The 20,830-nt window shown below is 67.3% G+C and carries 24 protein-coding genes; 7 read left to right on the forward strand and 17 right to left on the reverse strand.

Translation table 11 applies throughout. The features are described from left to right. Positions 1 to 35 precede the first annotated feature (35 nt). From SNOUR_RS43750 to SNOUR_RS36355, 4 genes are all read right to left on the reverse strand, one after another. On the reverse strand, positions 36 to 446 hold the full coding sequence (locus SNOUR_RS43750) for a hypothetical protein (RefSeq protein ID WP_174717930.1): 411 nt from the start codon (positions 444 to 446) through the stop codon (positions 36 to 38). Next, positions 439 to 936, reverse strand: coding sequence for a SigE family RNA polymerase sigma factor (locus SNOUR_RS36350; protein ID WP_067359072.1), 498 nt, complete (start codon positions 934 to 936; stop codon positions 439 to 441). Before SNOUR_RS36350 ends, SNOUR_RS43750 begins: the two co-directional genes overlap by 8 nt. Before the next feature lie 482 nt (positions 937 to 1,418). Then, complete coding sequence (locus SNOUR_RS45595; protein ID WP_107407311.1) at positions 1,419 to 1,622, reverse strand: hypothetical protein; 204 nt, start codon at positions 1,620 to 1,622, stop codon at positions 1,419 to 1,421. Positions 1,623 to 1,917: 295 nt separating this feature from the next. Beyond that, positions 1,918 to 2,244, reverse strand: coding sequence for a TfoX/Sxy family protein (locus tag SNOUR_RS36355; RefSeq protein ID WP_067355685.1), 327 nt, complete (start codon positions 2,242 to 2,244; stop codon positions 1,918 to 1,920). Positions 2,245 to 2,392: 148 nt separating this feature from the next. Here SNOUR_RS36355 and SNOUR_RS36360 point away from each other — a divergent pair, with 148 nt between their 5' ends. The 4 genes from SNOUR_RS36360 (at position 2,393) to SNOUR_RS36375 (ending at position 4,451) form a co-directional block, all read left to right on the forward strand. Next, entirely contained in the window at positions 2,393 to 2,794 is a 402-nt protein-coding gene (locus tag SNOUR_RS36360) for a VOC family protein (protein WP_067355687.1), read from the forward strand. 154 nt (positions 2,795 to 2,948) lie between these two features. Further along, on the forward strand, positions 2,949 to 3,356 hold the full coding sequence (locus SNOUR_RS36365; protein ID WP_067355690.1) for a VOC family protein: 408 nt from the start codon (positions 2,949 to 2,951) through the stop codon (positions 3,354 to 3,356). A 39-nt stretch (positions 3,357 to 3,395) separates the two neighbouring features. Then, complete coding sequence (locus tag SNOUR_RS36370; RefSeq protein WP_067355691.1) at positions 3,396 to 3,770, forward strand: nuclear transport factor 2 family protein; 375 nt, start codon at positions 3,396 to 3,398, stop codon at positions 3,768 to 3,770. Between the two features lie 255 nt (positions 3,771 to 4,025). Then, positions 4,026 to 4,451, forward strand: coding sequence for an MmcQ/YjbR family DNA-binding protein (locus SNOUR_RS36375; protein ID WP_067355694.1), 426 nt, complete (start codon positions 4,026 to 4,028; stop codon positions 4,449 to 4,451). A 61-nt stretch (positions 4,452 to 4,512) separates the two neighbouring features. On the opposite strand, the gene SNOUR_RS46605 is transcribed toward SNOUR_RS36375, so the two are convergent. The 10 genes from SNOUR_RS46605 to SNOUR_RS36420 form a co-directional block, all read right to left on the reverse strand. Continuing rightward, entirely contained in the window at positions 4,513 to 4,734 is a 222-nt protein-coding gene (locus SNOUR_RS46605; RefSeq protein WP_159425989.1) for a hypothetical protein, read from the reverse strand. Between the two features lie 585 nt (positions 4,735 to 5,319). Continuing rightward, a complete protein-coding gene (locus SNOUR_RS36385; RefSeq protein WP_107407312.1) occupies positions 5,320 to 6,975 on the reverse strand; it encodes an IS4 family transposase in 1,656 nt (551 codons plus the stop codon). A 67-nt stretch (positions 6,976 to 7,042) separates the two neighbouring features. Beyond that, positions 7,043 to 7,336 (reverse strand): DUF1648 domain-containing protein, encoded by a 294-nt coding sequence (locus tag SNOUR_RS36390; protein ID WP_312634884.1) that lies wholly within the window; start codon positions 7,334 to 7,336, stop codon positions 7,043 to 7,045. Between the two features lie 108 nt (positions 7,337 to 7,444). After that, the gene (locus tag SNOUR_RS48705; RefSeq protein ID WP_376738562.1) at positions 7,445 to 7,579 is read right to left on the reverse strand and encodes a hypothetical protein; all 135 of its coding nucleotides are present in this window, start codon (positions 7,577 to 7,579) and stop codon (positions 7,445 to 7,447) included. A gap of 491 nt (positions 7,580 to 8,070) precedes the next feature. Beyond that, positions 8,071 to 8,997 carry an NAD(P)-dependent oxidoreductase gene (locus SNOUR_RS36395; RefSeq protein WP_067355698.1) on the reverse strand — a complete coding sequence of 309 codons (927 nt, stop codon included), beginning with the start codon at positions 8,995 to 8,997 and terminating at the stop codon, positions 8,071 to 8,073. Between the two features lie 25 nt (positions 8,998 to 9,022). Further along, positions 9,023 to 11,647: an aminotransferase class III-fold pyridoxal phosphate-dependent enzyme gene (locus SNOUR_RS36400; protein ID WP_067355701.1), complete on the reverse strand. Its 2,625-nt coding sequence runs from the start codon at positions 11,645 to 11,647 to the stop codon at positions 9,023 to 9,025. 17 nt (positions 11,648 to 11,664) lie between these two features. Next, on the reverse strand, positions 11,665 to 12,708 hold the full coding sequence (locus SNOUR_RS36405) for a 3-oxoacyl-[acyl-carrier-protein] synthase III C-terminal domain-containing protein (protein ID WP_067355704.1): 1,044 nt from the start codon (positions 12,706 to 12,708) through the stop codon (positions 11,665 to 11,667). Between the two features lie 242 nt (positions 12,709 to 12,950). Beyond that, the gene (locus SNOUR_RS36410; RefSeq protein WP_067355706.1) at positions 12,951 to 14,294 is read right to left on the reverse strand and encodes a cytochrome P450; all 1,344 of its coding nucleotides are present in this window, start codon (positions 14,292 to 14,294) and stop codon (positions 12,951 to 12,953) included. A 60-nt stretch (positions 14,295 to 14,354) separates the two neighbouring features. After that, entirely contained in the window at positions 14,355 to 15,341 is a 987-nt protein-coding gene (locus tag SNOUR_RS36415; RefSeq protein ID WP_067355708.1) for a ketoacyl-ACP synthase III, read from the reverse strand. Then, positions 15,338 to 15,604 (reverse strand): acyl carrier protein, encoded by a 267-nt coding sequence (locus tag SNOUR_RS36420; RefSeq protein ID WP_067355710.1) that lies wholly within the window; start codon positions 15,602 to 15,604, stop codon positions 15,338 to 15,340. The genes SNOUR_RS36415 and SNOUR_RS36420 overlap by 4 nt, the downstream gene beginning before the upstream one ends. A gap of 555 nt (positions 15,605 to 16,159) precedes the next feature. Here SNOUR_RS36420 and SNOUR_RS43755 point away from each other — a divergent pair. Then, on the forward strand, positions 16,160 to 16,789 hold the full coding sequence (locus tag SNOUR_RS43755) for a transposase (protein ID WP_159425990.1): 630 nt from the start codon (positions 16,160 to 16,162) through the stop codon (positions 16,787 to 16,789). A gap of 111 nt (positions 16,790 to 16,900) precedes the next feature. Here the strand turns inward: SNOUR_RS43755 and SNOUR_RS48710 are convergent, their stop codons facing one another. After that, positions 16,901 to 17,557 carry a helix-turn-helix domain-containing protein gene (locus SNOUR_RS48710; RefSeq protein ID WP_312634890.1) on the reverse strand — a complete coding sequence of 219 codons (657 nt, stop codon included), beginning with the start codon at positions 17,555 to 17,557 and terminating at the stop codon, positions 16,901 to 16,903. Positions 17,558 to 17,677: 120 nt separating this feature from the next. Here SNOUR_RS48710 and SNOUR_RS36435 point away from each other — a divergent pair, with 120 nt between their 5' ends. Further along, positions 17,678 to 18,295: a flavin reductase family protein gene (locus tag SNOUR_RS36435; protein ID WP_067355713.1), complete on the forward strand. Its 618-nt coding sequence runs from the start codon at positions 17,678 to 17,680 to the stop codon at positions 18,293 to 18,295. 427 nt (positions 18,296 to 18,722) lie between these two features. Continuing rightward, complete coding sequence (locus SNOUR_RS36440; RefSeq protein ID WP_067355715.1) at positions 18,723 to 19,664, forward strand: endonuclease/exonuclease/phosphatase family protein; 942 nt, start codon at positions 18,723 to 18,725, stop codon at positions 19,662 to 19,664. A gap of 72 nt (positions 19,665 to 19,736) precedes the next feature. On the opposite strand, the gene SNOUR_RS36445 is transcribed toward SNOUR_RS36440, so the two are convergent. Continuing rightward, complete coding sequence (locus tag SNOUR_RS36445; RefSeq protein WP_067355717.1) at positions 19,737 to 19,964, reverse strand: DUF2277 domain-containing protein; 228 nt, start codon at positions 19,962 to 19,964, stop codon at positions 19,737 to 19,739. Positions 19,965 to 20,003: 39 nt separating this feature from the next. Then, positions 20,004 to 20,756 (reverse strand): alpha-ketoglutarate-dependent dioxygenase AlkB family protein, encoded by a 753-nt coding sequence (locus SNOUR_RS36450; RefSeq protein WP_312634892.1) that lies wholly within the window; start codon positions 20,754 to 20,756, stop codon positions 20,004 to 20,006. Between the last annotated feature and the right edge of the window lie 74 nt (positions 20,757 to 20,830).

Consider the following 20,830-nt stretch of genomic DNA (forward strand, 5'->3'; position numbering starts at 1 on the left):
CCGGTGGCGGCCTGCCGGGTGACGAGGGGAATGGGTTATGGCAGTGAGGTGGGGGTCCCCTGGGGTGGGGGCTGCGTCGGGGTGGACGCGGGGCTCGTCGTCCGCGTGGAGGTCGGGGTGGTGGAGGGCGGTGCTGTGGTGGTGGTGCTGGGGGAGGGGGCACCGGTCGTCGGCGGTCGGGTGGTCGGGCCGGGTGACGGTTTGCCGGGCGAGGGGCTGGTGGCCGGGACGGCCGGAGGCGGGTTGCCCGGCAGGAGCGTGGCCGCTGCGGCGCCACCGCCGGCGAGCACCAGGCATGCCCCGGCCGCGAACGCGGCGAGGCGGCGCCGGTGCGCCCGCTGACCGCGTTCGGTGATGTGCGCGACCGATGGCGTCACGACGCGGGCCTGCGCGGCGTCGGCCGCTTGATGGAACAGGGACCGCAGCGAGTCGTGGGGCTCAGGCATCGGGGGCCTCCTCAATGCGCGGGTCCTGCAGACGACGGGCGAGCGCGGTCCGCCCCCTCGCCAGGTGCGTCTTGACGGTGCTGGCGGACAACCCGGTCTCACCGGCGATCTGCTCGACGGTGAGGTCGCACAGATAGTGCAGGGTCAGGGTGCGGCGCTGCTGGACCGGCAGTTCACGCAGCGCCTCCACCAGCACGACCTGTTCGGGACCTGGGCCCTCGACATGGGGCGGGGCGCCACTGCGCTGCCAGGCGCTGGCCGTACGCCGCCGGAACCGCCAACGGCTCACCGCCAGCCGCCAGGCCACCGTGCGGATCCACGCCTCGGGACGGCCGTCGCGGTCGAGCTGCCGTCGCCGGCTCCAGCCCTTGACGAACGCCTCCTGCACGACATCCTGCGCCTCGTGCAGGTCCCCGAGCATCACGAACAACTGCCCCGTCAGACGTGCTGCCGCCTGGGCGTAGAACTCTTCGAACTCCTCGACGGTCAACAGCCACTCCCGGATCTCTTGCTTCACCCGGCATACGCCTGGCATCCGGCGTCCGGTCGACACCGGCCGCGAAGAGGCAGCGTGAGGGTCCTCACGCAACCATGCACGGCGAAAACGCGTCCGCGACGAGCGGCTCATTCCGACGGCCCAGCCCCGCCCTGCCGGAGCAGCGGACACCGCCCGGGCGCGGGAGTAAGCAGGGCGGGGCTGAGGGAGTGCCCGCCAGGTCGTGGGCGAGCCGCCCGACGTTCCCCAGATCCGTCTCATCTGCCGTGCCATCCGGGAGAACGAAGAGCCGAGAGCGGCCAGTGCCGCACGGTCGAGAACGCCGGACAGGGGCAGGCGGCCAGTGGCGGTGACCATGGAGCAGCGCGTAATGGCCACCGCCCGGGAAGCGAACGGACCGGGTGCGGGATCAGCCTGGAACACGACGGCATGGGGTGGTGAACGGCTTGTGCCTTGCCGGCACAGGACCGGACAACTCAGATGTGCCCGAGCCGCTCGGAGAGAAGGGCACGTGCTCCGGCCAGCACGGGCTCGGCCACGCCCGAGATCTTTACGGATACTTGAAGAGCCTCGCTGAGGTGGTGGTCGGATCCTCCAGGATGCGGGCCGGTCAGCACCAGCCCGTTTCTGAAGAAGTCTCCGGCCAGCTCGGATGGAGCCAATTCACGTACCTCCATCACGAGGTCTACGACACGCGCAAACCGGCGGGATCACCCTGCCGACCTCGGCCGGAGCCCAAGCCAACGCCGCATCTTCTGACCGGGAGCAGGCGTCTGGCCTGCACCGAGGACAGCCCTCGTCTTCAGGGGACGTTTCAGTGCGCAGCCCCCGCGTCCGGCCGGGAGGGTGAACTAACGCTGGCGCAGGCCCTGGCCGGTGCCGCTGGTCGTGCGCGCCTGGACTGTCCGCCTCGCCCCGCACCCCTGAGTCCCCGGGCGGCCGTCACCTCCCGTAAGGGCTCGCGGTGGGAGGGGGTTACTTCGGCGGAAGTGCGGCAGCGGCTTCCCGGCCCAGTTGCAGCCAGTCGTCCAGGACGTCGTCGTCGAGGACTTCGCCTGCCACGATTACCCAGCCTTTCGAGACCCGGCCGCGGAACTCGTACGGCCGCGCGCCGGGCTGGGCGAGGGCCTGTGGGGTGTCGTCCGGGGTGACTCGCACCAGCAGTTCGTCGCCGACCACGCCGACCGCCGTGTTCCCCCGCACTGTGAAGACGAGCCCGCCGAACATCTTCTTCGCGACGGCCTCGTCGGTCTCCTCCAGCAGTTCCCGGACCCGTTCCGCCAGCACCTCGTCATAGGCCATGGCCCTCACGCTACCCACGCACCACGGCACCCGCCCGCGCAACCCCCACCACAAGCCATATAGGACATTCTTCGCCCTACATGCTCGTTACGGTCGGCTCCAGAGGGCGAAAACCGCCCCAGCCGACCCCCACCGTAGGAGAAGACCCATGGCCGACACACATGCCGACAACAGTGCCCTGAGCGGCAAGGTGCTGTCGCACGCGATCTGGGCCGAGGACGGACGCGAGCTCGCGGAGTTCTACGCCACCGCCCTCGGCTCGCAGGTCTCCGAGCCGTACCGGGACGAGGACGGCAACCCTGCGGCCTTCCCCGTGTGGGTCGGCGACATGATGTACGTCTTCTGGTCCGCCACGTCGTTCAAGGCCCCCACCTGGCCCCAGGACGAACTCGCCTTCCACATGGACATCAGGTTCGACGACGTCGAGGCGGCGGAGCAGCGGCTCCTGGAACTGGGCGCCACCAAGCCCGCCCACCAACCGGGCGGGGACCACTGGACCGTCCTGCTCGACCCCTCCGGCCAGCCCTTCTGCATCAGCAGCACCCGCTGACAACCCCAGCCGCTCACAGCGGCTGCTCTCACCAAGACGGCGGCCCCCGGAGTGCACCCCCGCCCCGACCGGCGGAGAAAGGAACCGCAGGGCGCCCGGCGCATACCGGCCCCTTGCGCTCGCACCCTGGCCGCACCCCGATCATGGAGGACCCATGCCCTTCGCTCCCTGCCTGAGTGTCAAGGACACCGCGGCCAGCATCGCGTTCTACAAGCAACTCGGCTTCGACGTCGATTCCAGCACCGCCAGCCCAGGCGACGACATCCACATGCTGCTCTACCAGGGCGAATTCTGCGCCATGCTCTACAGCAACGCTGACCTGAAGAACTGGCTGCCCAGCCTGGCCGACACCCCCATCGGCTTCGCCGGCATGTTCTACCTCGGCGTGGACGACTTCGACGCCGCCCATGACCGCATCTCCCAGCACGCGGAGATCGTCAAGGACACCGACACCGACCACACCGGCCAGCGCATGTTCTACTTCCGCGACCCGGACGGCTACGTCATCGGCATCAACGACAAAGCCGCCCTCCAGGCCAGCGACCTCGGCAAATACGCCTGACCCGGGCTCCGGAGCTCCGGACACAGAAAGACCAGCACCATGAACAGCGACAAGCTCGTCCACGAGTGGGCCACCGCCTACAACGACCAGGACTTCGACCGGTTCGGGGACCTGTACACCGACGACACCACCTACGAGTGCCCGCCCTTCGGGCTCGCCTTCACCGGCCGGGACGCCTTCGTGCGCCACCTGCAGGAGTACGCCGGTGCCGTTCCCGACCGGAAGTTCACCATCAAGCGGATCATCGCCGACGGGGACACCATCGCCGTCGAATTCGACTTCGCTGGAACCAGCTCCGGGGTACACCCGGGCCTGCCTCCAGCGGGAGAGCCTGTCACCGTCAGCTTCTGCTCGGTCCTGCAACTGCGCGGGGACCGGATCGCCTCGCAGACCGACTACCTCGGCGGACAGTGACCTCCCCCTGAAAGCACAGACGCAGTTTCGGGTGCCCGCCGGCCCGTGGCCCCGGTCCTTCATCACCGCGGCCGCTGGCCGGAAAACCGGCCATGACCAGGCACCCTCAGGACTGCCCTGTCCTCGAAGCGTGGTCCGGCGAGGGACCGGCGCGGTCCGGCGCCCCCGGGCGGGGGCTTCGCCCGCGCGAGCGCCCGGCCGCGTCCCGGCGGGCGGCCTGCCCCCGTCGTCACCCCGCATGGAAGACAGCACCGAATGAATCCCGACGATGTCGCCGCATACGCCCTGGGCCTGCCCGAGGTCAGTGAGGAAGAGCCATGGGGCCCGCACCGGCCCGTCTACAAGACCGGCGGCAAGATCTTCGCCACCTTGGCAGCGGCCAACTCCTCCCAGCCCGACCGGCTGAGCGTGAAGTGCGAATCCGCCCTCGCCCTGCACCTGTACGAGCAGTACCCGGCGGTACGCCCCGGGTACGGGTACCAAGGCCCCCGCTGGCACTGGATCACCGTGCACCTGGACGGCACGGTCCCCGACGAGGAAATCGCCGAGATGATCACCCACTCCTGGCAGCGCGTGGTCGACGGCCTGCCCCGCAGCACCCGCGACCGACTGCACAGGCTCCACCGCAATCAGACCCCGCCTCCCGCACAGGGCCGGGCGGACGGACCAGCACCGCCGTAACCGGTTCTACAGACGCATGCACCTACCGCCCGGTGGCGCTCAGCAATGGCCGCGCTCACCATCACCGACCGCCCTGCTCGATAAGCGCCATCGCGGCCTGCTCGGCCTCGCCCCGGACTACCAAAACGACAGCTTCACCGCCAGGTTCGGCGGCCTGCACGTCCACATCGCCGACCGATTCGACGAGGCCGGCGAGTACGACGGCGCCTTCATGGACGCCGCGACCGCCCTCAGGAGGTGCTTTCAACCTCGAAACCAGTCGGCAGTTGCTCAGCAGGTTCACCCACTTGGCCTGTTTACCTTTCCGACACGCAGGTCGCTCGTTGGAGAGGCATGAGATCTCACACGGCTGTGGCCGCCATGGTGCTCACCACCGCAACAGTTGGGGCTATGTGCGCATCGGTATCGTCGGCGTCAGCCGGTGGGATCGTTGTCGTCGCATCCCCGTCCTTCGACAACACTTGTGTCAATTCACGTTCTGCCGCCCACCCTGCCGGTGCCGCCACCCAAGGTTCTGGCACTGCCACCGGTCTCGTCGGGCAAGTCCCGGTCACCAATGCGCTTAACCACTGCGGCGGCGCCGATCTCCCCTTGAGCAACAACCGCAACTGTGGCGTGCGCGACGCTCGCATCGGTGGTATCCGCTGCCTGGACGGCGAAGTCAGTGACGTTGTCGAATCACTGTCACTTGCCTAACATTGATCATGTTGATATCTACCAACCCCTCCAGGGCACTTGACCAGCGTTTAGTGCCGGTTTGCGGTTTCGTCGGCCGTCGGCCGTCTGCCGAGGTCAGAGCGTCGCAGCGCTCAGTGGCTGTGACAATCGCCAGCCGTTCGTGGAGGGGCGTTTCCCCAAGGCCGGGTAGTTAGCGTATTTCCGCTGGTGGCAAGGGGGTTGAGCGAGTTCTCGGGCTGCTGTAGGTGGCGGGGTCGGTCTTGGTGATGAGTCCGTTTACGGCCCCTCTGTCGAGCTGTCGGTACATCGTGCTGAGCGTGATGTCGCCGAGGTGGCGGGCGAGGTCGCGGGTGTGCCACTGGCGGTCGGGTTCTGCGTGAAGGAGGTCTAGGACGCGCTGTCTGCGCCGGTCGGCGGCCGGTGTGTGCCGATCGTCGTGCGAGACGGTGGGCAGGTCGGGATCGGGTTCGAGGATGGTGACGTCGAGGTCGGTGACCATGCGGCTTGTGTCGGGGCGGCCGTCGTCTTGGCGTTCGGCGTACCGGGAGACCGATGACCTGACTTTTCGGGTGCTGATGCGGGGGCGCCGGTGCGGGAGGAGCCCGGCCAGGACCCGGTTGCCGATGACGCCGGTGGTGCGGGTGCCCAGGGCGCCGGGCTTGATGACGTCGGCGGCCTGGACCACGAGGTCGCGGGCGGTCTGGATGGCTATGGTGAAGCCGCAGCGGTCCGGGTCGGTGCCCGGCCGGGACTCGGCGGCCTCCACCATCACGGTCCGAAGTGCCTGGTAGAGGGCGAGCAGGGCCCACATCTCCTGCTTGACTCCGACCGGGTCGCCTGAACGCAGGACCCGACCATCTGTGATCGTGTGACGCAGAGCAAAATACGCCGACTCGTGCTCCCACCGCTGGTGGTAAAGGGCAACGAGGGTCGGGGCGGGGTAACGACGAGCATCGGTCAGCGTCGTGACCAACCGGTAGGAGTTGGTGAACGAGCAGTCGTCATAGGTCACGGTGATCTGCGCTTCCACGACGCGTACCGGGGCGGTACCGATGTCCGAGAGGTAGGAGCCATCGGCGAGTCGGCTCAGGACCGGGGTGCGTCGGTTGGCGCGCAGCCGGCCCAGGAACCTGGCTCCGGTGTCGTGTACGGCGGCGAGGAAGGCGTTGGCGTCGAAATCCTTGTCCCACATGACCAGCATGCCGGGGCCCAGGTGGTGCAGGAGCCTGCGAGCGTAGGAGGTCTCCCCGTCGCTGGGAGTGCCGAACACGGCGCCGTTCAGGGCACGGGTGCCGGTCTCCACCAGGGTCATCAGTTCCAGCATCGGATACCCGCCACGGCTGCCGGGTCCGAACCACTCCACGTTGCGCTCGGTATCGGGGAGCTTGATCGAGTTGCAGCCGTCGAAGGAGACCATCCGGAATGGCCCGAACCGCACTCCGGGAGTCACCGGCTGGGCGAGCGGGCCGGCCAGGGTCTCGAACACGTGCTTCATCGGTTCTGCACCGAGCCGTCTGCGCAGGTCACGTAAGGCTTTCGAAGTTGGCTCCGCGACCTCGATCCCGACGCCCGTAAGGGCTGCGGTCGGCTTGTGCCAGACCAGCCGGTAGCCGACCTCCGGGAACAGGCACATCGCGAGAAGGAAGTAGACCCCGACCCGCGAGGGCAGATCCCGTAACCGGCGCTGCACGCAGCGGGTTTCATCCAGAACGGCATCGACGAGGTCGAACGGTATGACCTGCGTCAACTCGCCCAGATGACCGGGCGCGAACCGGCCCTCGGCCACGGTGAACTCACGGGTGACCCTCGCCAGACCGGGTGGCAGGGCACAATGACGCGTGGGCAACGGGGCTCCTCAACGGTCGGAAGTCTTGGCGGACTACCTGACCAACGCGGCCCCGTTGCCCGCGTTCCTACCCGACACCGAACTCCCTTGCCACCAGCGGAAATACGCCAACTACCCGGCCTTGGGTCAAAGCCCGCTCGGCGCAGGCGGTCAGCAGCACCGTCACCCCGATGTACACGAACACCAGCGCAAACGCGCTACCGATCGACCGCTCTGTCCAGGCATCCACCCCGTCGATGCCGAGGTGCTGAGGTGTTCGGCTCGGCAGGTGCGGGTAACGGAGGATGCCCCAGAGGGACAGCGCGGCGAGCAATGCGGCATTGGGGAGTAGCCACAGCCGGACGGGACGCGAGAAGACCATGGGGTCAATTGTCCTTCGTCGATGGATTCTTGGCAGGTGGTGCCGCGTGTACGGGGCGCGTCAATGTGGGTCTGGCCAGTGGTGAGGGGCTGAGGCGCCGGTGGGAGTTCAGCCCGACACGAACACCTTGCGGCCCGGGCGCCCGGCTCGGCGGCGGACTTGGACTTCGGTTCCGTCGATGCATACCGAGACGCTCTCGGCCTGGGCGTAGGCGAACAGGTCTTCCAGGTTGTGCAGGCGCACGCCCGCGCGGTCGGGGAGCCCGACGTCGAACGGTCCTCGGCGCGGAGGTGGATGCCTCCCGCTCGCGCTCCAGTCGGAGTGCCGCGGTGCGGTAGGCGGCCTGGTCCTGACGTTCGCCGACGGCCAGGAGGTAGACCCCCCGGCGGTGTTGGGAGGAAGCCGGGTCGTCACGGTACTGGAGTACTAAGGAAGAGATCGGCACCCGCGCCTGGCCCGACCGGGCCACCGCCCGCGCAGAAGCCTTCACCTTCATCGAGACCTTCTATAACCGCCGACGCCTACGCAAGCACGACGTCTTCGGCTACCTCACCCCAGCGGAGACCAGGCAGCGGCACCAGCACACCCTCGCGGCATAGACATCACGTGTCCAGCATCAGGGAAAACCTCAGAGAGGTGCTCCGGTGCGGTCAATGACGCCGGGAGCGCGAACCGCTGGTGCCGCTTGTGCTGGGCGGTCGTGGATTGCGGCCAGTAGTCGGGGTGCGGTTGCGTCAGTCGTCCCTGGTGCCGTCCGGTGTTTTGTCTGGCATGGCGCTGCCGAGGGTCTCTGCTTGGGCGGAGAAGCCGAGGTGTCCCAGGCCGGCCTGTTCGGCTGCCGTCATGTTGTCGATCGCTGCTGCCAGGATGCGTGCGGGGTAGCCGCTTTCGCGCAGTGCCGCCAGGGCGACGCGTGCTCCTTCTGCATGGGTGCTGAGTGTTGCTTGGTCTGTCTCGTGTTTTCCGGTGGTGATTGCCGCAGTTGTGGTCTTGGCTTCGCTACGGAGGATTTCAAGTGCGAGTTCGGTGAGTTCGTCCACGACGGTGACGGGGATCCCGCTTTTCAGGACGTAGGTTGCTGCCTCGGTGAACGCTGCCAGTGCGGTGATGAAGAATCCAGCGGACAGCCCCGCGTCTACCCGGTTCGCGTCGGGTGTCTGTTGCGAGATGAGGCGTGAGGCGCCGGCCAGTGTTTTGAGTGTCGGTTCGTGTTCAGTCCAGGTGTCGGGCGGGCCGGAGTAGAGGATGACTGCTCCGGGGGTGCCGATGTCGCCGGGGTGGCCCAGGATCACACCGTCGAGATAGGTGGCACCGCGGCCCTCGGCCCAATGTTGCGTCTGCTGTGCTTGGTCCGGGGTGCCGGATCCGAGGACGGTGAGGGTGGTTCCGTGCCAGTCGGTGACGGGTTCCAGTGCCTGGACGGTCGCTTCGTAGGTGCTGATACAGGCGATGACCAGGCGTGAGGAACGCACGGCTGCACGGATGGAGAGCGCCGGTGTGATGGATTCACCGGCAAGCGCGTGTGCGCGATGCGGCGTACGGTTCCACGCGGTGACCGTATGTCCGTTTGCCGCGAGCGTGCGGGCCAGGGCAGAGCCCATCAGTCCACAGCCGATGACCGCGACGTCGTAGGTGTGGAAGGAACCATTGGTGTGGGTCATTTCAGCCTCCGTACTGCCGGATGGGTCAGGTGACGAAGAGACCGTCGGTGAGCATGTCGTCGAGGCTTTTCCCGAAGGCGTGCGCGATGTGGTCCAGGTCTTTGGGGGTGTGTGCGGCGCTCAGGAGGAAGCCGTGCATTTCCGGCAGATACACCTTGTGTTTGCGCATGTAGTAGGCGAGCGCGATGGTGGCCTTGAAGTTGCTGCCCGCCATGCGTTCTCGGTAGAGCCCTGCTTCGCGGTGGCTGAAGTTGAGGGAGAAGAACGTGTTGCGGGCGCTGAGTCGGCAGGTGATGTCGCGTTTGCTCAAAGCTTCGCCCATCATGTCGGCCAACCGCTGGGTGCGGTCTTCCAGTTGGGTGTAGAGGTGCGGGTTCTCGTCGAGGTGGCGCAGAGTTGCCGTGCCTGCGGCGCAGGTCAGTGAGTTGCCGCTGAAGGTACCGCCGGCGAACACTCTGGTCTCGTAGTCGCGGAACGGGTCCTGGGTGCTCTTGGCCATGTCGATGAGGTCGGTGCGGCCGACGACTGCGCCGCACGGCAGACCTCCGCCGATGACCTTGCCGAGACATGTGAGTTCGGGGTGGACGCCGGCCAGGGTCTGAGCGCCGCCGTAGGCGACACGGAAGCCGCTGACTACTTCGTCGAAGACGAGTGGGATGCCGAGTTCGGTGCACAGAGCCCGCAGCTCGGTCAGGAAGGGCACGTTGAGGGTGACGACCGAGGTGGGCATGGGCTCCAGGACGACGCAGGCCAAGTCCTCGGCGTGCTCGCGCAGCCGGGCCAGGCCGGGAACGTCGCCGTACTGCAGTACCAGCGTTCCGTCGACGGTGGAGGGGTTGGTGCCCAGGCATCCGGCGATGGGGGTAGGGCGGTTTCGGTCTCCGGAGAAGCGGTACCAGGAGCTGACCATGCCCTGGTCGGAGAATCCGTGGTAGTGGCCCTCGAACTTGGCGACCATGGTGCGGCGCCGGTAGCCGCGGCACATCCTGACGGCAAGCAGGAGGGCTTCGGTGCCCGAGTTGCACAGCACCGCTTTGTCCGCGGTGGGGAACGCGGAGACGAGCCGTTCGGCGAGCTCGACCTCGTGGGGGTTGCCGATGCCGTTGACCAGTCCGCGTCCTGCGGCTTCGCGGATCGCTGCGGTGATGACCGGATGCGCGTAGCCCAGCAGGTGGGGGCCATATCCGCCGTGGAGGTCGATGTACTCGTTGCCGTCGAAGTCACGCAGACGTCCCCCCGAGGCTTCTCGTACGAAGAGAGGGAAGGCGCTGGGGAAGAAGTAGCGGTCGATGTGGGTGGGGGCCACCAGCGTCCTGCGGGCGCCGTCGCGCATCTGCAGGGAGGTGGGCATCTGCTGGGTGAAGGTTTCGGTGAACCGCTCCTCCACCTCCTCGCTCATGTACGGCGAGTACCGGTCGGTGAACTTGCGCGCGTTGCCCCAGATGTCCATGTGGGGGTCCAGTTGGGCGGCGAAGCCCTCGCCGGACAGGAACACCAGCTCGACCTTGGTGAAGTTGGTGGTGTACCGGGCGTTGAACTGGCGCAGCACCTTGTTCACGTCGTTGAAGTAGGAAACCGTGGACCAGCGGGTGGAGTTGATGTCGAAGTGGTGCCGCAGTACCTGGGCCATCTGTGTGTCGTATTCCGCGCGGCGGGCGGCGAGTTCGGTGCCGGCTTCCACGAAGTGGCGGGTGAAGCGGTCGACCGCGGTGTCCCACTGCTTGCGGCTGCAGGCGTAGTAGAAGGACGACAGGCCCCACTTCTCGTCTTCGCTCAGCTCCACGGTGATGCCGAAGTCGAGGAGGATCAGGTCGCCGCCGGGGGTGAACATGATGTTGCCCGGGTGCGGGTCGCCATGGCTGAGCCCGTGCATGTAGAGCATGGTGTAGACGGTGTCCTGGAGCCGTTGTGCCAGGCGTTCGCGGGGGAGATCGACCTCCTCGGCGCGTTTGGCGGGGATGCCGTCCATGAACTCCATGACGAGCATCCGGTCGGTGACCAGGTCGGGCAGCACTTCGGGCACACGGACGTAGGGGTGTGCGGCGAAGTTGTCGCGCAGGCGCTGCTGCTGGCGTGCTTCGTTGCGCATGTCGGCCTGCGGGCGCAGCAGTCGGGCGATCTCGTCGAAGCGCCGGGGGAGCTCCAGGTCCCGTGCCCGGGGCAGGCCGCGGTGCACCAGCCGCAACAGTGTGCTTAGGGAGCGCAGGCTCTCCTCGATCTGCTCTGGGACGCCGTCCTTGACCAGCTTCACCGCCACCTTGCGCCCGTCGCGCAGCTCGGCGGCATGGACCTGTGCCACCGACGCGCTGGCCACGGGCTGCATCTGGAAGGTGCGGAAGGTGCCCTCCAGCGGACCTTTCAGTTCGCGTTCGACGACTGCGCGGACGGTGGCCGGCTTCATGTGCGGGGCCTGGTCCTGCAGGGCCCGCAGGGTGGTGACCCACTCCGGGGGCAGGAGGTCCGACCGGGTGGCCGCGATCTGGCCCAGCTTGATGTAGACCGGGCCCATCCGTGCCAGGAACGTCAGGACGGACAGGGCCCTGCGCCGGTCCCGGGGCGTCTCGTCACGTCTGCCGGTGAGGGCGGCGGTCCCGTGCCGGGCTGCGCCCCAGGCGGCGCAGGATGCTGCTTTGACGAGGTGGGTGAGCATGCTGCGGCTCCTGAAGGTCAGAGGACGAAGGTGAACGCTCCGAAGGACATCCCCGCGCTTCCCACCCATCCGACGGCGCGCTGGCCCGGCCGTAGCCGGCCTGCGGAGATCGCTGATTCGAGGGCCGCGGGCACCGAGGCCGAGACCACGTTGCCGATCCGATCGGAGACGTGGTGGATGACCTGGCCCAGCCCGGCGTGGTCTGCCTGTGTCTGCCATTCCCGTTTGCTCGATGCGTGAGTGACCAGCACGGCCACCTCGTCGAGCGGTGGGTCGAGTTCTCGCAGGACCGCTTGCACCTCCTTGCGGCCGGCCTGGTGCATCTCAGAGCCGAAGGAGGTGAAGACACCGGTGCCGTTGCGGGCGAGCTTGTCGGAGGGCTCGCAGTATCCCTCGTAGCCGTTGAGGGTGACGTTGCACAGCGGGGCGAGGTCCGGGCGCGAGGAGAACCGGAACTGCCACGGAGGACTGTCCTCGGCGGTGAGGACGGTGGCGGTGGCGGCCTCACCGAGGGTGTAGGCAGGGAGGGTCGATTCCAGTTCTCCCATTCCCTCCAGTCGGAACAGCTGGGGAGCCACCGGGCCGCCGGGCTGCATGTTGAACTCCGCGTTGACGATCATCGCGGTGCGGAACGTGCCGCTGCGGAACAGGGCATCGGCGACCTGGACGGCCCTGGTCCAGCTCATGCAGGCGTCGATGATGTCGAAGCAGTGCGCACGGTGCAGGCCGATGGCGTGAGCCGCGTGGTAGGCGCCACCCGGTTCGATAAATCCGCGGCCGATCCCTGTGTAGATCAGGACTTCGATCTGATCAGCGCAGAGCTCAGCCCGCTCCAGGGCGGAGTCGGCTGCGGAGCGCAGAAGACCGATCGGGCGTTCGCCTGGCCCGAGCCAGTAGCGAATGTTCGAGCCGGTGTAGCGCAGAAAGCTGCCGACCTTCCGCAGCAGGCGCTCCAGGTCGTCGGTGAAGTGGCCGGTGCTGTGCTTACGGATCAGCTCGGTGATGTCGGAGTTGGACACCTGACGTGAGGGCAAAGCGCTGGAGACGGAACGGAGTTTCACGCGGCTTCCCTCCTGTGCAGTGCGGCAGCCGGGAATCCTTCGACCGCGGGCCGGGGGGTTGAGGAAAGGCGCCGGAGCGGGGGAGACAGCACGAGGCCGGGCGGGCAGGGGATCCAGGCGCAGCACCTGACGGGCGTGTTTCCGACCCTGGGGGCGGTGTCCCGTGCCGAGGGAGAAGAGAGGTGCTGGACGTTCGCGTTACCGGGCAAGGCTCTGTCCTTGTCTCTGCGAAGAACGTGGCGTCACAGCGTCTGCTCGATCGCCGACAAGACCCGTGCGAGGATCTGCGCGCCGTCTGCGGGTGCGATGGTGAGGCTTTTGCAGACAGCCTTTTCCGGCCGGGGCCGATGGGTGCTGATGGCCCGCTGGGACAAGATCACCTGCAGTACCTCAGTGGCTTCCAGCATGGCCAGGTTCGCACCGATGCAGCGTCGTACGCCTCCGCCGAACGGGAGGAAGGCGTGGGAGGGAACGCTGTCGTCCAGGAAGCGTTCGGGACGGAAGTGGTGCGGATCCCGATAGTGCGCCGGGTCCATGTGCACGACCCCGATCAGCGGCATCAGCGTGGCCCCGCGCGGCAGCCGGAATCCTGCTAGTTCGACGTCCTCGGTCAGGGTCCAGGTCAGCTCGAAGACGGAGGGATGCCTGCGCATGGACTCCTTCACCACCGCTTCCAGGTAGGCGGTGTCCTCGAGGAGCGCGGCCCGCGCCGCGACCCGCGCGGTTTCGGGGCTGCGTGCGATCTCGTGCAGCGCCCAGGCCAGGCTGGTGGCGGTGGTCTCGTGGCCCGCGTACAGCAGCGTGACGATCTGGTCCCGGATTTCGGCAGGGGGCAGGTGTTCCCCGTCGGTCCCGCCGCTCATCAGCCGGGAGAGCACATCGGTGCGCCGCGGCAGGTCCGGGGCGTGCCGTCGCTCTTCGATGGTCCGGTAGATGAGCGCGTCGATCTCGCTGAGGACTCCCGCCGCGCGCCGCCACGGACCGTGGCGGCGCAGGAAGGGCCTGTCCATGCCCAGAAGGACCGTCAGGTCGGTGACCGGGAGCCGGTTGAGCAGCGTACGCAGCCGGTCCATGTGCGCCCCTGAGGTGGGGCCGAACAGGACGTGCCAGATCACTTCGAGGGTCAGCGAGCGCATCCGGTCGAGGCTGTTGAACGGCTGTCGGGTGGGCCAGCGCCGCACCTCCTGCTCCGCCAGCTCGCGTATCGTGCTCCGGTAGCCGCGCACGGCGGACTTGCCGAACACGGGCGCCAGCAGCCTGCGAAGCCGCCGGTGTTCGTCGTCATCGGAGAGGATCAGGGAGTGCTCTCCCATCACCGGCCGCAGGATCGCGCTGCCCTCTCCCATACGGAACCTCGGCGGGGGCGAGCTGAACATCGCCGCGATGTGGCCGGGATCGCTGATGAAGATCACCGTGCGCCACGGGTAGACCTTCAGCGCGACCACGTCGCCGTACTTCTCGCGCAGTTGTCCGGCCCATAGATGCCTGCGCCAGGTGAAGAGCGCTGTCTGGAGCGGGCGGGGAAGGCGTGGTCCTGGCGGATCTTTGAGGTGTGTGCCGTCCTTGCCGATGGGCTGGATCAGCATGATGCTCGGTCTCCTTCTGCCCGGCTGAAGCAAGCGAGGCGGGCGGGGCGTGGCAGAGCTTCAGGGGATGCGTACTGCTTGTCCGGCGTATGCCAGGCCGGCACCGAACCCGACGAGTACGGCCCACTCGCCCGAACGCACCCGCCCCGTTTCGATCAGGCGGTGAAGGGCCAGAGGCACGGACGCGGAGCTGGTGTTGCCGGTGAACCGGACGTCGTCGGCCACGACGACCTTCTCCGGCACCTCCAGCGCCTTGACGACGCGTTGGATCAGCTTCCAGTTCGCCTGGTGCGGAACGAACGCGGCCACGTCGTCCCATCCGATCTCGGTGACCGACAGGATCTCGCGCACGACGTCGGGAACCGTGGAGCAGGCCCACCGGGCGACTGCGAGACCGTCCATCCGCAGTGCGGGCCGGGACGTCGCCGGAAAGCGCGCAGCCCCCAGGACATCGGGCCTCACCTGCAGCGCCGACGCCTTCTCACCCGCCGATCCCCACACCACCGGGCCGACGTCGGACAGGCCCTGCGCAGCGGTGACCACCACGGCTCCCGCGCCGTCGGCGAAGACGGGGGCCGTGGCCTTGTCGTCGGGATCGACCATGTCCAGCATCCGGTCCGCACCGATGACAAGGATGTTGGTGCAGCTGCCGCCGGCGATCAGTGAACCCGCCACCTGCAGGGCGTAGCAGAATCCCGCGCAGGCGATGTTCACGTCGAACGCCGCGACGTTCAGGCCGAGCACCGAGGCGACCTGCGGGGCGATCGACGGGCACGGCTGGGGGTTGGTCGACGTTGCCACCACCACGGCATCAATGCTGTCCGGCACCATGCGCGCGTTCTCGAGGGCCTGTTGCGCGGCGGCGAGCGCCATGTGCGCCACTGATTCGGCCGGTGTCGCGACGCACCGGGTCTCCACACCGGTCCGCGACAGGACCCACTCCCGGTCCTCGCCGAACGCCGCGGCGACCTCCCGGGAGTCCGTCTGCGCGGGCCGGTAGGCGCCCACGGCCGCGATGCGGCAGGACCGCAGCGCGGGGCTGTTCACGCGCTGCTTCCTGCCGTGTGACTGGCGACGAACTCCAGGACCTGGCGGGGGGTAGTGAGAGCCGCCGCCTGGTCGTCGCCGATCTCGATCTGGTACGTGTCACTGATGACGGTCACCAGCTCCGCCCGGGCCAGGGAGTCCACTTCCAACTCGTCGAACGTACGGTCCTGCGCACCAGGCGGCAGCGTGATCCTTTTGTCGGGCGAGGCGTCGTTTCCGTGCACGACGTCGGTCAACATCTGTTCCAGCTCGTCGGATGTCATGGCGGCCCCCTTCAGGCATGGATGGAAGGATGCGAATGGATGTGACGGTTCTTTGGCCGGGCGCAAGGAGACTGGACCGCACATCGAACCCAGCCATCGAAGCGAAATGGGGAAATCCCCATTCGCACGCACGCAGCCCCTCAGGGGCCACCGGGCAAGTCGTGCAGCAATTCCCCCTACCAGTACACGAGATGCTGCGCGAACACGCGCACCGGCAGTCGCATTCTTCGCGGTTCAGACCCCAAATAATCTTCCCGAGAAAAAACGCCCGGTGCATTCGGCGCACTTCTCGGCAAGAAAGGCATCGTGTACTCCCCGGCGTACGCCCAGTAACACCTGGCGGAACACCCTCATCTAAAAGTTCTATGGAGCATTCATATTAATAAAAATGTTCCGATGGCCCTTGCGTCCGCAACGCGACGGTCCGCACGTATTCACGCCGTACTCATGTACCGTCCTGCGTGCCGCGGGGAGATCTTCTTTGCGAAGCAACGTCTTCCAGGCGGTCGACGCCCGCGAGAGGTGCTCTCGTCGTGTCCTTGCGATCCTGCGCACATGCCTCGGCGGATCATCTTCGTACAGCTGAAGACGGGTTACGGCACCGACCATGAGCCTCCTGGATCTGCCGGGTCTTCAGGGCCTGGAGCACCGCCACCGTCCACGCAAGCTTCTACGACAGCGAGACCGGCGAAGAGCTCTGAGTGTCCGGCCCGAAATGCAACCGCACCGATACGCCCCAACGGCAAGACCACCAGCAACTGGCGGGAAGACCGCTCCCAGCAGGGGGCGGCCGTGGTCCGGGCACGGTTCCTGATGAGTGTCTGCCGGCCATGCTCGGACCGTGAGCAGTGCACCCGCGCTGGTGCGAAGTCCAGCATGGGTCGCCGGATCGCTCTCCGTCCCCAGGCGGAGCAGGAGGTGATCCAACAGGCACGAGCCCAAGAAGACACCCAGGAGCGGAAGGAGCGGTACGCACACCGGGCCGGTGTCGAAGGCACCATCTCCCAGGGCGTCCGAGCCTTCGGCCTGCGGCGATGCCGGTATCACGGCTTGGCCAAAGCCAGGCTGCAACACCAGTTCACCGCCACCGCGATGAACTTCCACCGCCTCAACGGCTGGTGGACCGACATCCCACGAGCCTGCACCCGCACATCTCACCTCGCAGCCCTCCGGCCCGCCGAGTAGAGCGCAGCGGGCCGGATTCGCCAACGGTGTCGTTTGCTCCGGCGGGGGTTCCAATGGCACGCAGAAGCCCACCGCATTGCGGTGGGCTTCTGCGTGCCATTGGATGATGCGTCAGACGTGGGTATTGCTGTACTCCGGCTCGCCACTGTCGAGGACGCGGAGCAGGGACGCGGTGACGACGCGTGTGCTGCGGCCGATGCGGAGCACGCGGCAGGGGAATTCTCCGCGGCGGATCAGGTCGTAGCCCTTCGCCCTTGAGAACCCGAAGGCCCGGGAAGCGTCCTCGACGCTGCCAGTTCCGGCCCAGGTGGCGCGGATGTGCGAGGGGCTGTACTGGGCGTCCATGTCCGGTATCACGTTGTTCTGGCTGTGCATGTGTGACCTTTCGGTTCCTTTCAATATGACGCCGTGGGCGAGGTCGGCGAGGAGCTGTCGGAATTCGGGGCGCAGGACGATCCAGTCGATGGAGCCGTCGGGTTTGACGACCTTGCGCTTTTTGAATGCCGACGTGTCGTTTTCCCGGTAGATCTTCGCGAAGGGGCCCCAGCGAAGGCGGGCACGGGAGTCCTCGGCGTCTTCGAGCTGGCGGTCGACGCCGGCTTCGAGGCCGAAGCAGTCCGAGGAGATGCGTAGGTATGCACCTGGCCGCTTCGGGGCGTACGCGGCGAGGTGGTCGTAGAGGTTGAGGGTGACCTGGCCCCCGCGGGCGTGTGCGGGGACGTCGAAGTCTTCCCAAACGGCTGGGGCTACGGATGGGGCGGTGGACACGGCGTCGGCTCCTGGTGCTCGTCGGCTCCGATACCGGGCACTTTCCGACGAACTCAGGGGTTTGGGGGTGCCGTGGATCCGCTGTAGAACCCGCGGCCGCCCGCGTGGATACTGATCACCATGCGCACTGACTTTGATCCCGCTGCCATGTCACGCAACGAGTTCTACAGGCTCCTGACCGCGGTGGTGGTGCCGCGGCCGATCGCCTGGGTGTCGACCGTCTCTCACGATGGGACGGCGAATCTGGCGCCGCATTCCTTCTTCAGCATCGCCAGCGTGACACCGCCGGTGGTGCAGTTCAGCTCCGTCGGCCGTAAGGACACCTTGCGGAACATCGAGGCCACCGGCGAATTCGTGGTCAACTTCACGCCGGAGGAGCTCTTTGAGCAGATCAACGACACGGCCACCGACTTCCCGCATGGGGTGAGCGAGTTCGAGGCGGCTGCGATCGAGGCCGAGCCGAGCCTTCGTGTGAAGCCGCCGCGGGTCGCCGCATCGCCGGTGGCATTCGAGTGCGAACTGCACAGCACCCTGCGGATCGGGGACGGCACCGTGGTGTTCGGGCGGGTCGTACATGCCGTGGTCTCGGACGACGTCCTGGTCGACGGGCACCCGGAGATCAGCAAGTTGCGCCCGTTGTCGCGGCTGGGGAAGAACGAATGGGGGACGGTCAGCGGCGTTCGCGACCTCGCTCGGATCCGGCACGAGGACTGGCAGGGTCCGGCAGCCGACCGTTAGTCGCCGGTGACCGGCGGGCAAGATAGCGGGTGAGCAGCACACCGTGGTCCGAGAGACATGGGCCAGGGTTTCACGGCCAGTTCATTTCCGGAGGACTTTCGGAACTTCGTGTGTTGCGGGAGTCTGAGCCACGACGTTGTCCAAGGTGGCTGAGGGTGACTGCAGCAGATCGAGAAGTCGGTCACCCTGGGTCGGTATTCGAGAGTCAGGATCCTGGAGTCGGGAGTGACTTGTGGGCGAGTGCGCCGCTGAGTGGACGGAATCCGGTCAGGGTTCCCCTGTCGGACACATCGGTCGTGTTGTGTCCCCTGGGACTGGTTCAGATTCCGGCCAGAATGCGCTGCTGTCGCGTGTTGTTGCTGCGGCTTCAGGGGAATCCGGAGAATTCCGGGAGAAGGCTTCCGGTGCGGCGTTCAGCCGGCGGGCCGTGCTGCGCGGAGTCGCCGCCACAGCTGTCACCGGATCTGCCGCGGCAACAGTGTCGGCGGCGGCGTACGGCGGCGGAACCGCATACGCCGCCGACGGCGGGCGATCGCTGCGCGTGATGACGTTCAACTTGCGATATGCGTCGGATTCCCGCCCGAATTCCTGGGCCGAGCGCAGACCGGCCATGCGGAGTCTGCTGCACCGGGAGGCCCCTCATCTGCTCGGGACGCAGGAGGGGCTGTACGGGCAGTTGCGTGATATCGCGACGGATCTCGGCCCCCATTACGACTGGGTGGGGACGGGCCGCGCCGGCGGCAGCCGGGACGAATTCGCGGCGATCTTCTACGACGTGCGGCGTCTCGCTCCGGTGGAATACGACCACTTCTGGCTTTCGGACACACCCTATGTGATCGGCTCCCGAACCTGGGGAAACACCGTGATCCGGATGGCCACGTGGGTACGGTTCCGGGATCTTCAGCACCGTGGTGGGGAGAGCGGAGCAGGGGAACGCGGCCAGCGTGGGGCGAGCGGAGAAAGGCAGGGTTCCGGAGAATTCTATGCGTTCAACACGCATCTTGATCACGCTGTGCAGTATTCGCGGGAGCGTTCCGCTGCGCTGATCAACGAGCGGTTGGGTGCCCTGGATCCGACATTGCCGCGGATCGTCACCGGCGATTTCAATGTCGCCGCGCACAAGAACCCCGTGTACGAGGCCATGCTCGGGGCCGGCAAGCTCGTCGACAGCTGGGATGCGGCCGAAGAACGCAGCGCCCAGTACGGAACCTTCCATGGATATCGCCCGCTGGTCCCGGATGGCGACCGCGTCGACTGGATCCTCACCTCGCCGGCGGTGCGGACACGGCGCGCGGCGATCAATACCTATTCGCTGCACGGGCAGTTCCCGAGCGATCACCTTCCGGTGCAGGCGCTGGTCGATTGGTGAGGGATACCTGAGGGGGATGCTGGGATGTCCCGTGTACGGGCGCCGGGTCGTTCTGGTCGTTGAGATGACGTCCTACTGGCGGTGGACGGCGGCGGAGCCACGGACCTGAAGACCGTCGAGGAGTTCCTGGGTCGCCGCCGCGACGGCATCGACGGCTTGGTCGAACACCTCGCGGTTGTGGGCGGCCGGGGCGCGGAATCCGGAGACCTTGCGGACGTACTGCAAGGCCGCCGCCCGGATGTCCTCGTCGTTGACCTCGGAGGTGATGGGCGGACGGAGCGTCTTGATGCTGCGGCACATGTGTCCAGTGTGCCCCGGCAGCGGCCGGGAGGGCGCGAATCAGCTGAGTCCGGTGACCCGCATGGTGATGTTGAGGCGGCCGATGGACATGCCGGTGGCGGGGTCGCCGGTGCCCGGATGGACCTTGGGGACGCCGTGGTACACGAACCGCGAAGGACCACCGAAGACGAAGAGATCTCCCGAGACCAGCTCGATGTCGGTGTACGGCTTGGTGCGGGTCTCCGTATTGCCGAAGCGGAAGACGCAGGTGTCACCGATGCTGAGGGAAACCACCGGCGCGCTGGAACGCTCTTCCTTGTCCTGGTGCATGCCGAGTTTGGCCTCGCCGTCGTAGAAATTGATCAGCGCGGCGTCCGGGGTGTAGTCGTCGCCCGCCGAGGCATCCTGATATGCGTCGACCAGCGCGCGGCGGCCCAACGCGACCATCCAGTCGGGGAATTCGGCGACCGGTGCACCGTTCACATCGTCGGCGGTGCGGCTGTACGCATACGGCTGCCAGTGCCAGCCGATGCACACCGTCTGCACGGACATCACGCCACCGCGCGGCAGTTTGGTGTGCCGGATCGGAGCCGGGCCGCGCGCCCACTCCCGGCAGGCGGTGACCAGCTCACGCTGCTCGTCGAGGGACAGCCAACCGGGGACGTGGACCGCCCCGGGGGCCAGCTCCCGGCGGGTACGGCCTTCGAGGCCACCGGTCGCTCCCGGTCGGCGGGCGGCCCCCTGACGCCCGCTCGCCCCGTCGGCACCATGCAGCCGCCCAATGTCCTCGAAACCGGGAAGTGGGGTGCTCATGGGCTTGTGACCTGCCTTGATGTGGTGGGGGATGGGGCAATCGGCGGAGAGGCAGGGAGGCGGGAAGGCGGAGA

The sequence above is a fragment of the Streptomyces noursei ATCC 11455 genome (genome assembly GCF_001704275.1).
GTDB lineage: Bacteria > Actinomycetota > Actinomycetes > Streptomycetales > Streptomycetaceae > Streptomyces > Streptomyces noursei.

Coding starts and splice junctions, on each gene's coding strand:
- SNOUR_RS43750 (WP_174717930.1), bottom strand. CDS start 446: ATGCCTGAGCCCCACGACTCGCTGCGGTCCCTGTTCCATCAAGCGGCC.
- SNOUR_RS36355 (WP_067355685.1), bottom strand. CDS start 2,244: ATGGCCTATGACGAGGTGCTGGCGGAACGGGTCCGGGAACTGCTGGAG.
- SNOUR_RS36360 (WP_067355687.1), top strand. CDS start 2,393: ATGGCCGACACACATGCCGACAACAGTGCCCTGAGCGGCAAGGTGCTG.
- SNOUR_RS36365 (WP_067355690.1), top strand. CDS start 2,949: ATGCCCTTCGCTCCCTGCCTGAGTGTCAAGGACACCGCGGCCAGCATC.
- SNOUR_RS36370 (WP_067355691.1), top strand. CDS start 3,396: ATGAACAGCGACAAGCTCGTCCACGAGTGGGCCACCGCCTACAACGAC.
- SNOUR_RS36375 (WP_067355694.1), top strand. CDS start 4,026: ATGAATCCCGACGATGTCGCCGCATACGCCCTGGGCCTGCCCGAGGTC.
- SNOUR_RS36390 (WP_312634884.1), bottom strand. CDS start 7,336: ATGGTCTTCTCGCGTCCCGTCCGGCTGTGGCTACTCCCCAATGCCGCA.
- SNOUR_RS36395 (WP_067355698.1), bottom strand. CDS start 8,997: ATGACCCACACCAATGGTTCCTTCCACACCTACGACGTCGCGGTCATC.
- SNOUR_RS36400 (WP_067355701.1), bottom strand. CDS start 11,647: ATGCTCACCCACCTCGTCAAAGCAGCATCCTGCGCCGCCTGGGGCGCA.
- SNOUR_RS36410 (WP_067355706.1), bottom strand. CDS start 14,294: ATGCTGATCCAGCCCATCGGCAAGGACGGCACACACCTCAAAGATCCG.
- SNOUR_RS36420 (WP_067355710.1), bottom strand. CDS start 15,604: ATGACATCCGACGAGCTGGAACAGATGTTGACCGACGTCGTGCACGGA.
- SNOUR_RS43755 (WP_159425990.1), top strand. CDS start 16,160: ATGCCTCGGCGGATCATCTTCGTACAGCTGAAGACGGGTTACGGCACC.
- SNOUR_RS36435 (WP_067355713.1), top strand. CDS start 17,678: ATGCGCACTGACTTTGATCCCGCTGCCATGTCACGCAACGAGTTCTAC.
- SNOUR_RS36445 (WP_067355717.1), bottom strand. CDS start 19,964: ATGTGCCGCAGCATCAAGACGCTCCGTCCGCCCATCACCTCCGAGGTC.
- SNOUR_RS36450 (WP_312634892.1), bottom strand. CDS start 20,756: ATGAGCACCCCACTTCCCGGTTTCGAGGACATTGGGCGGCTGCATGGT.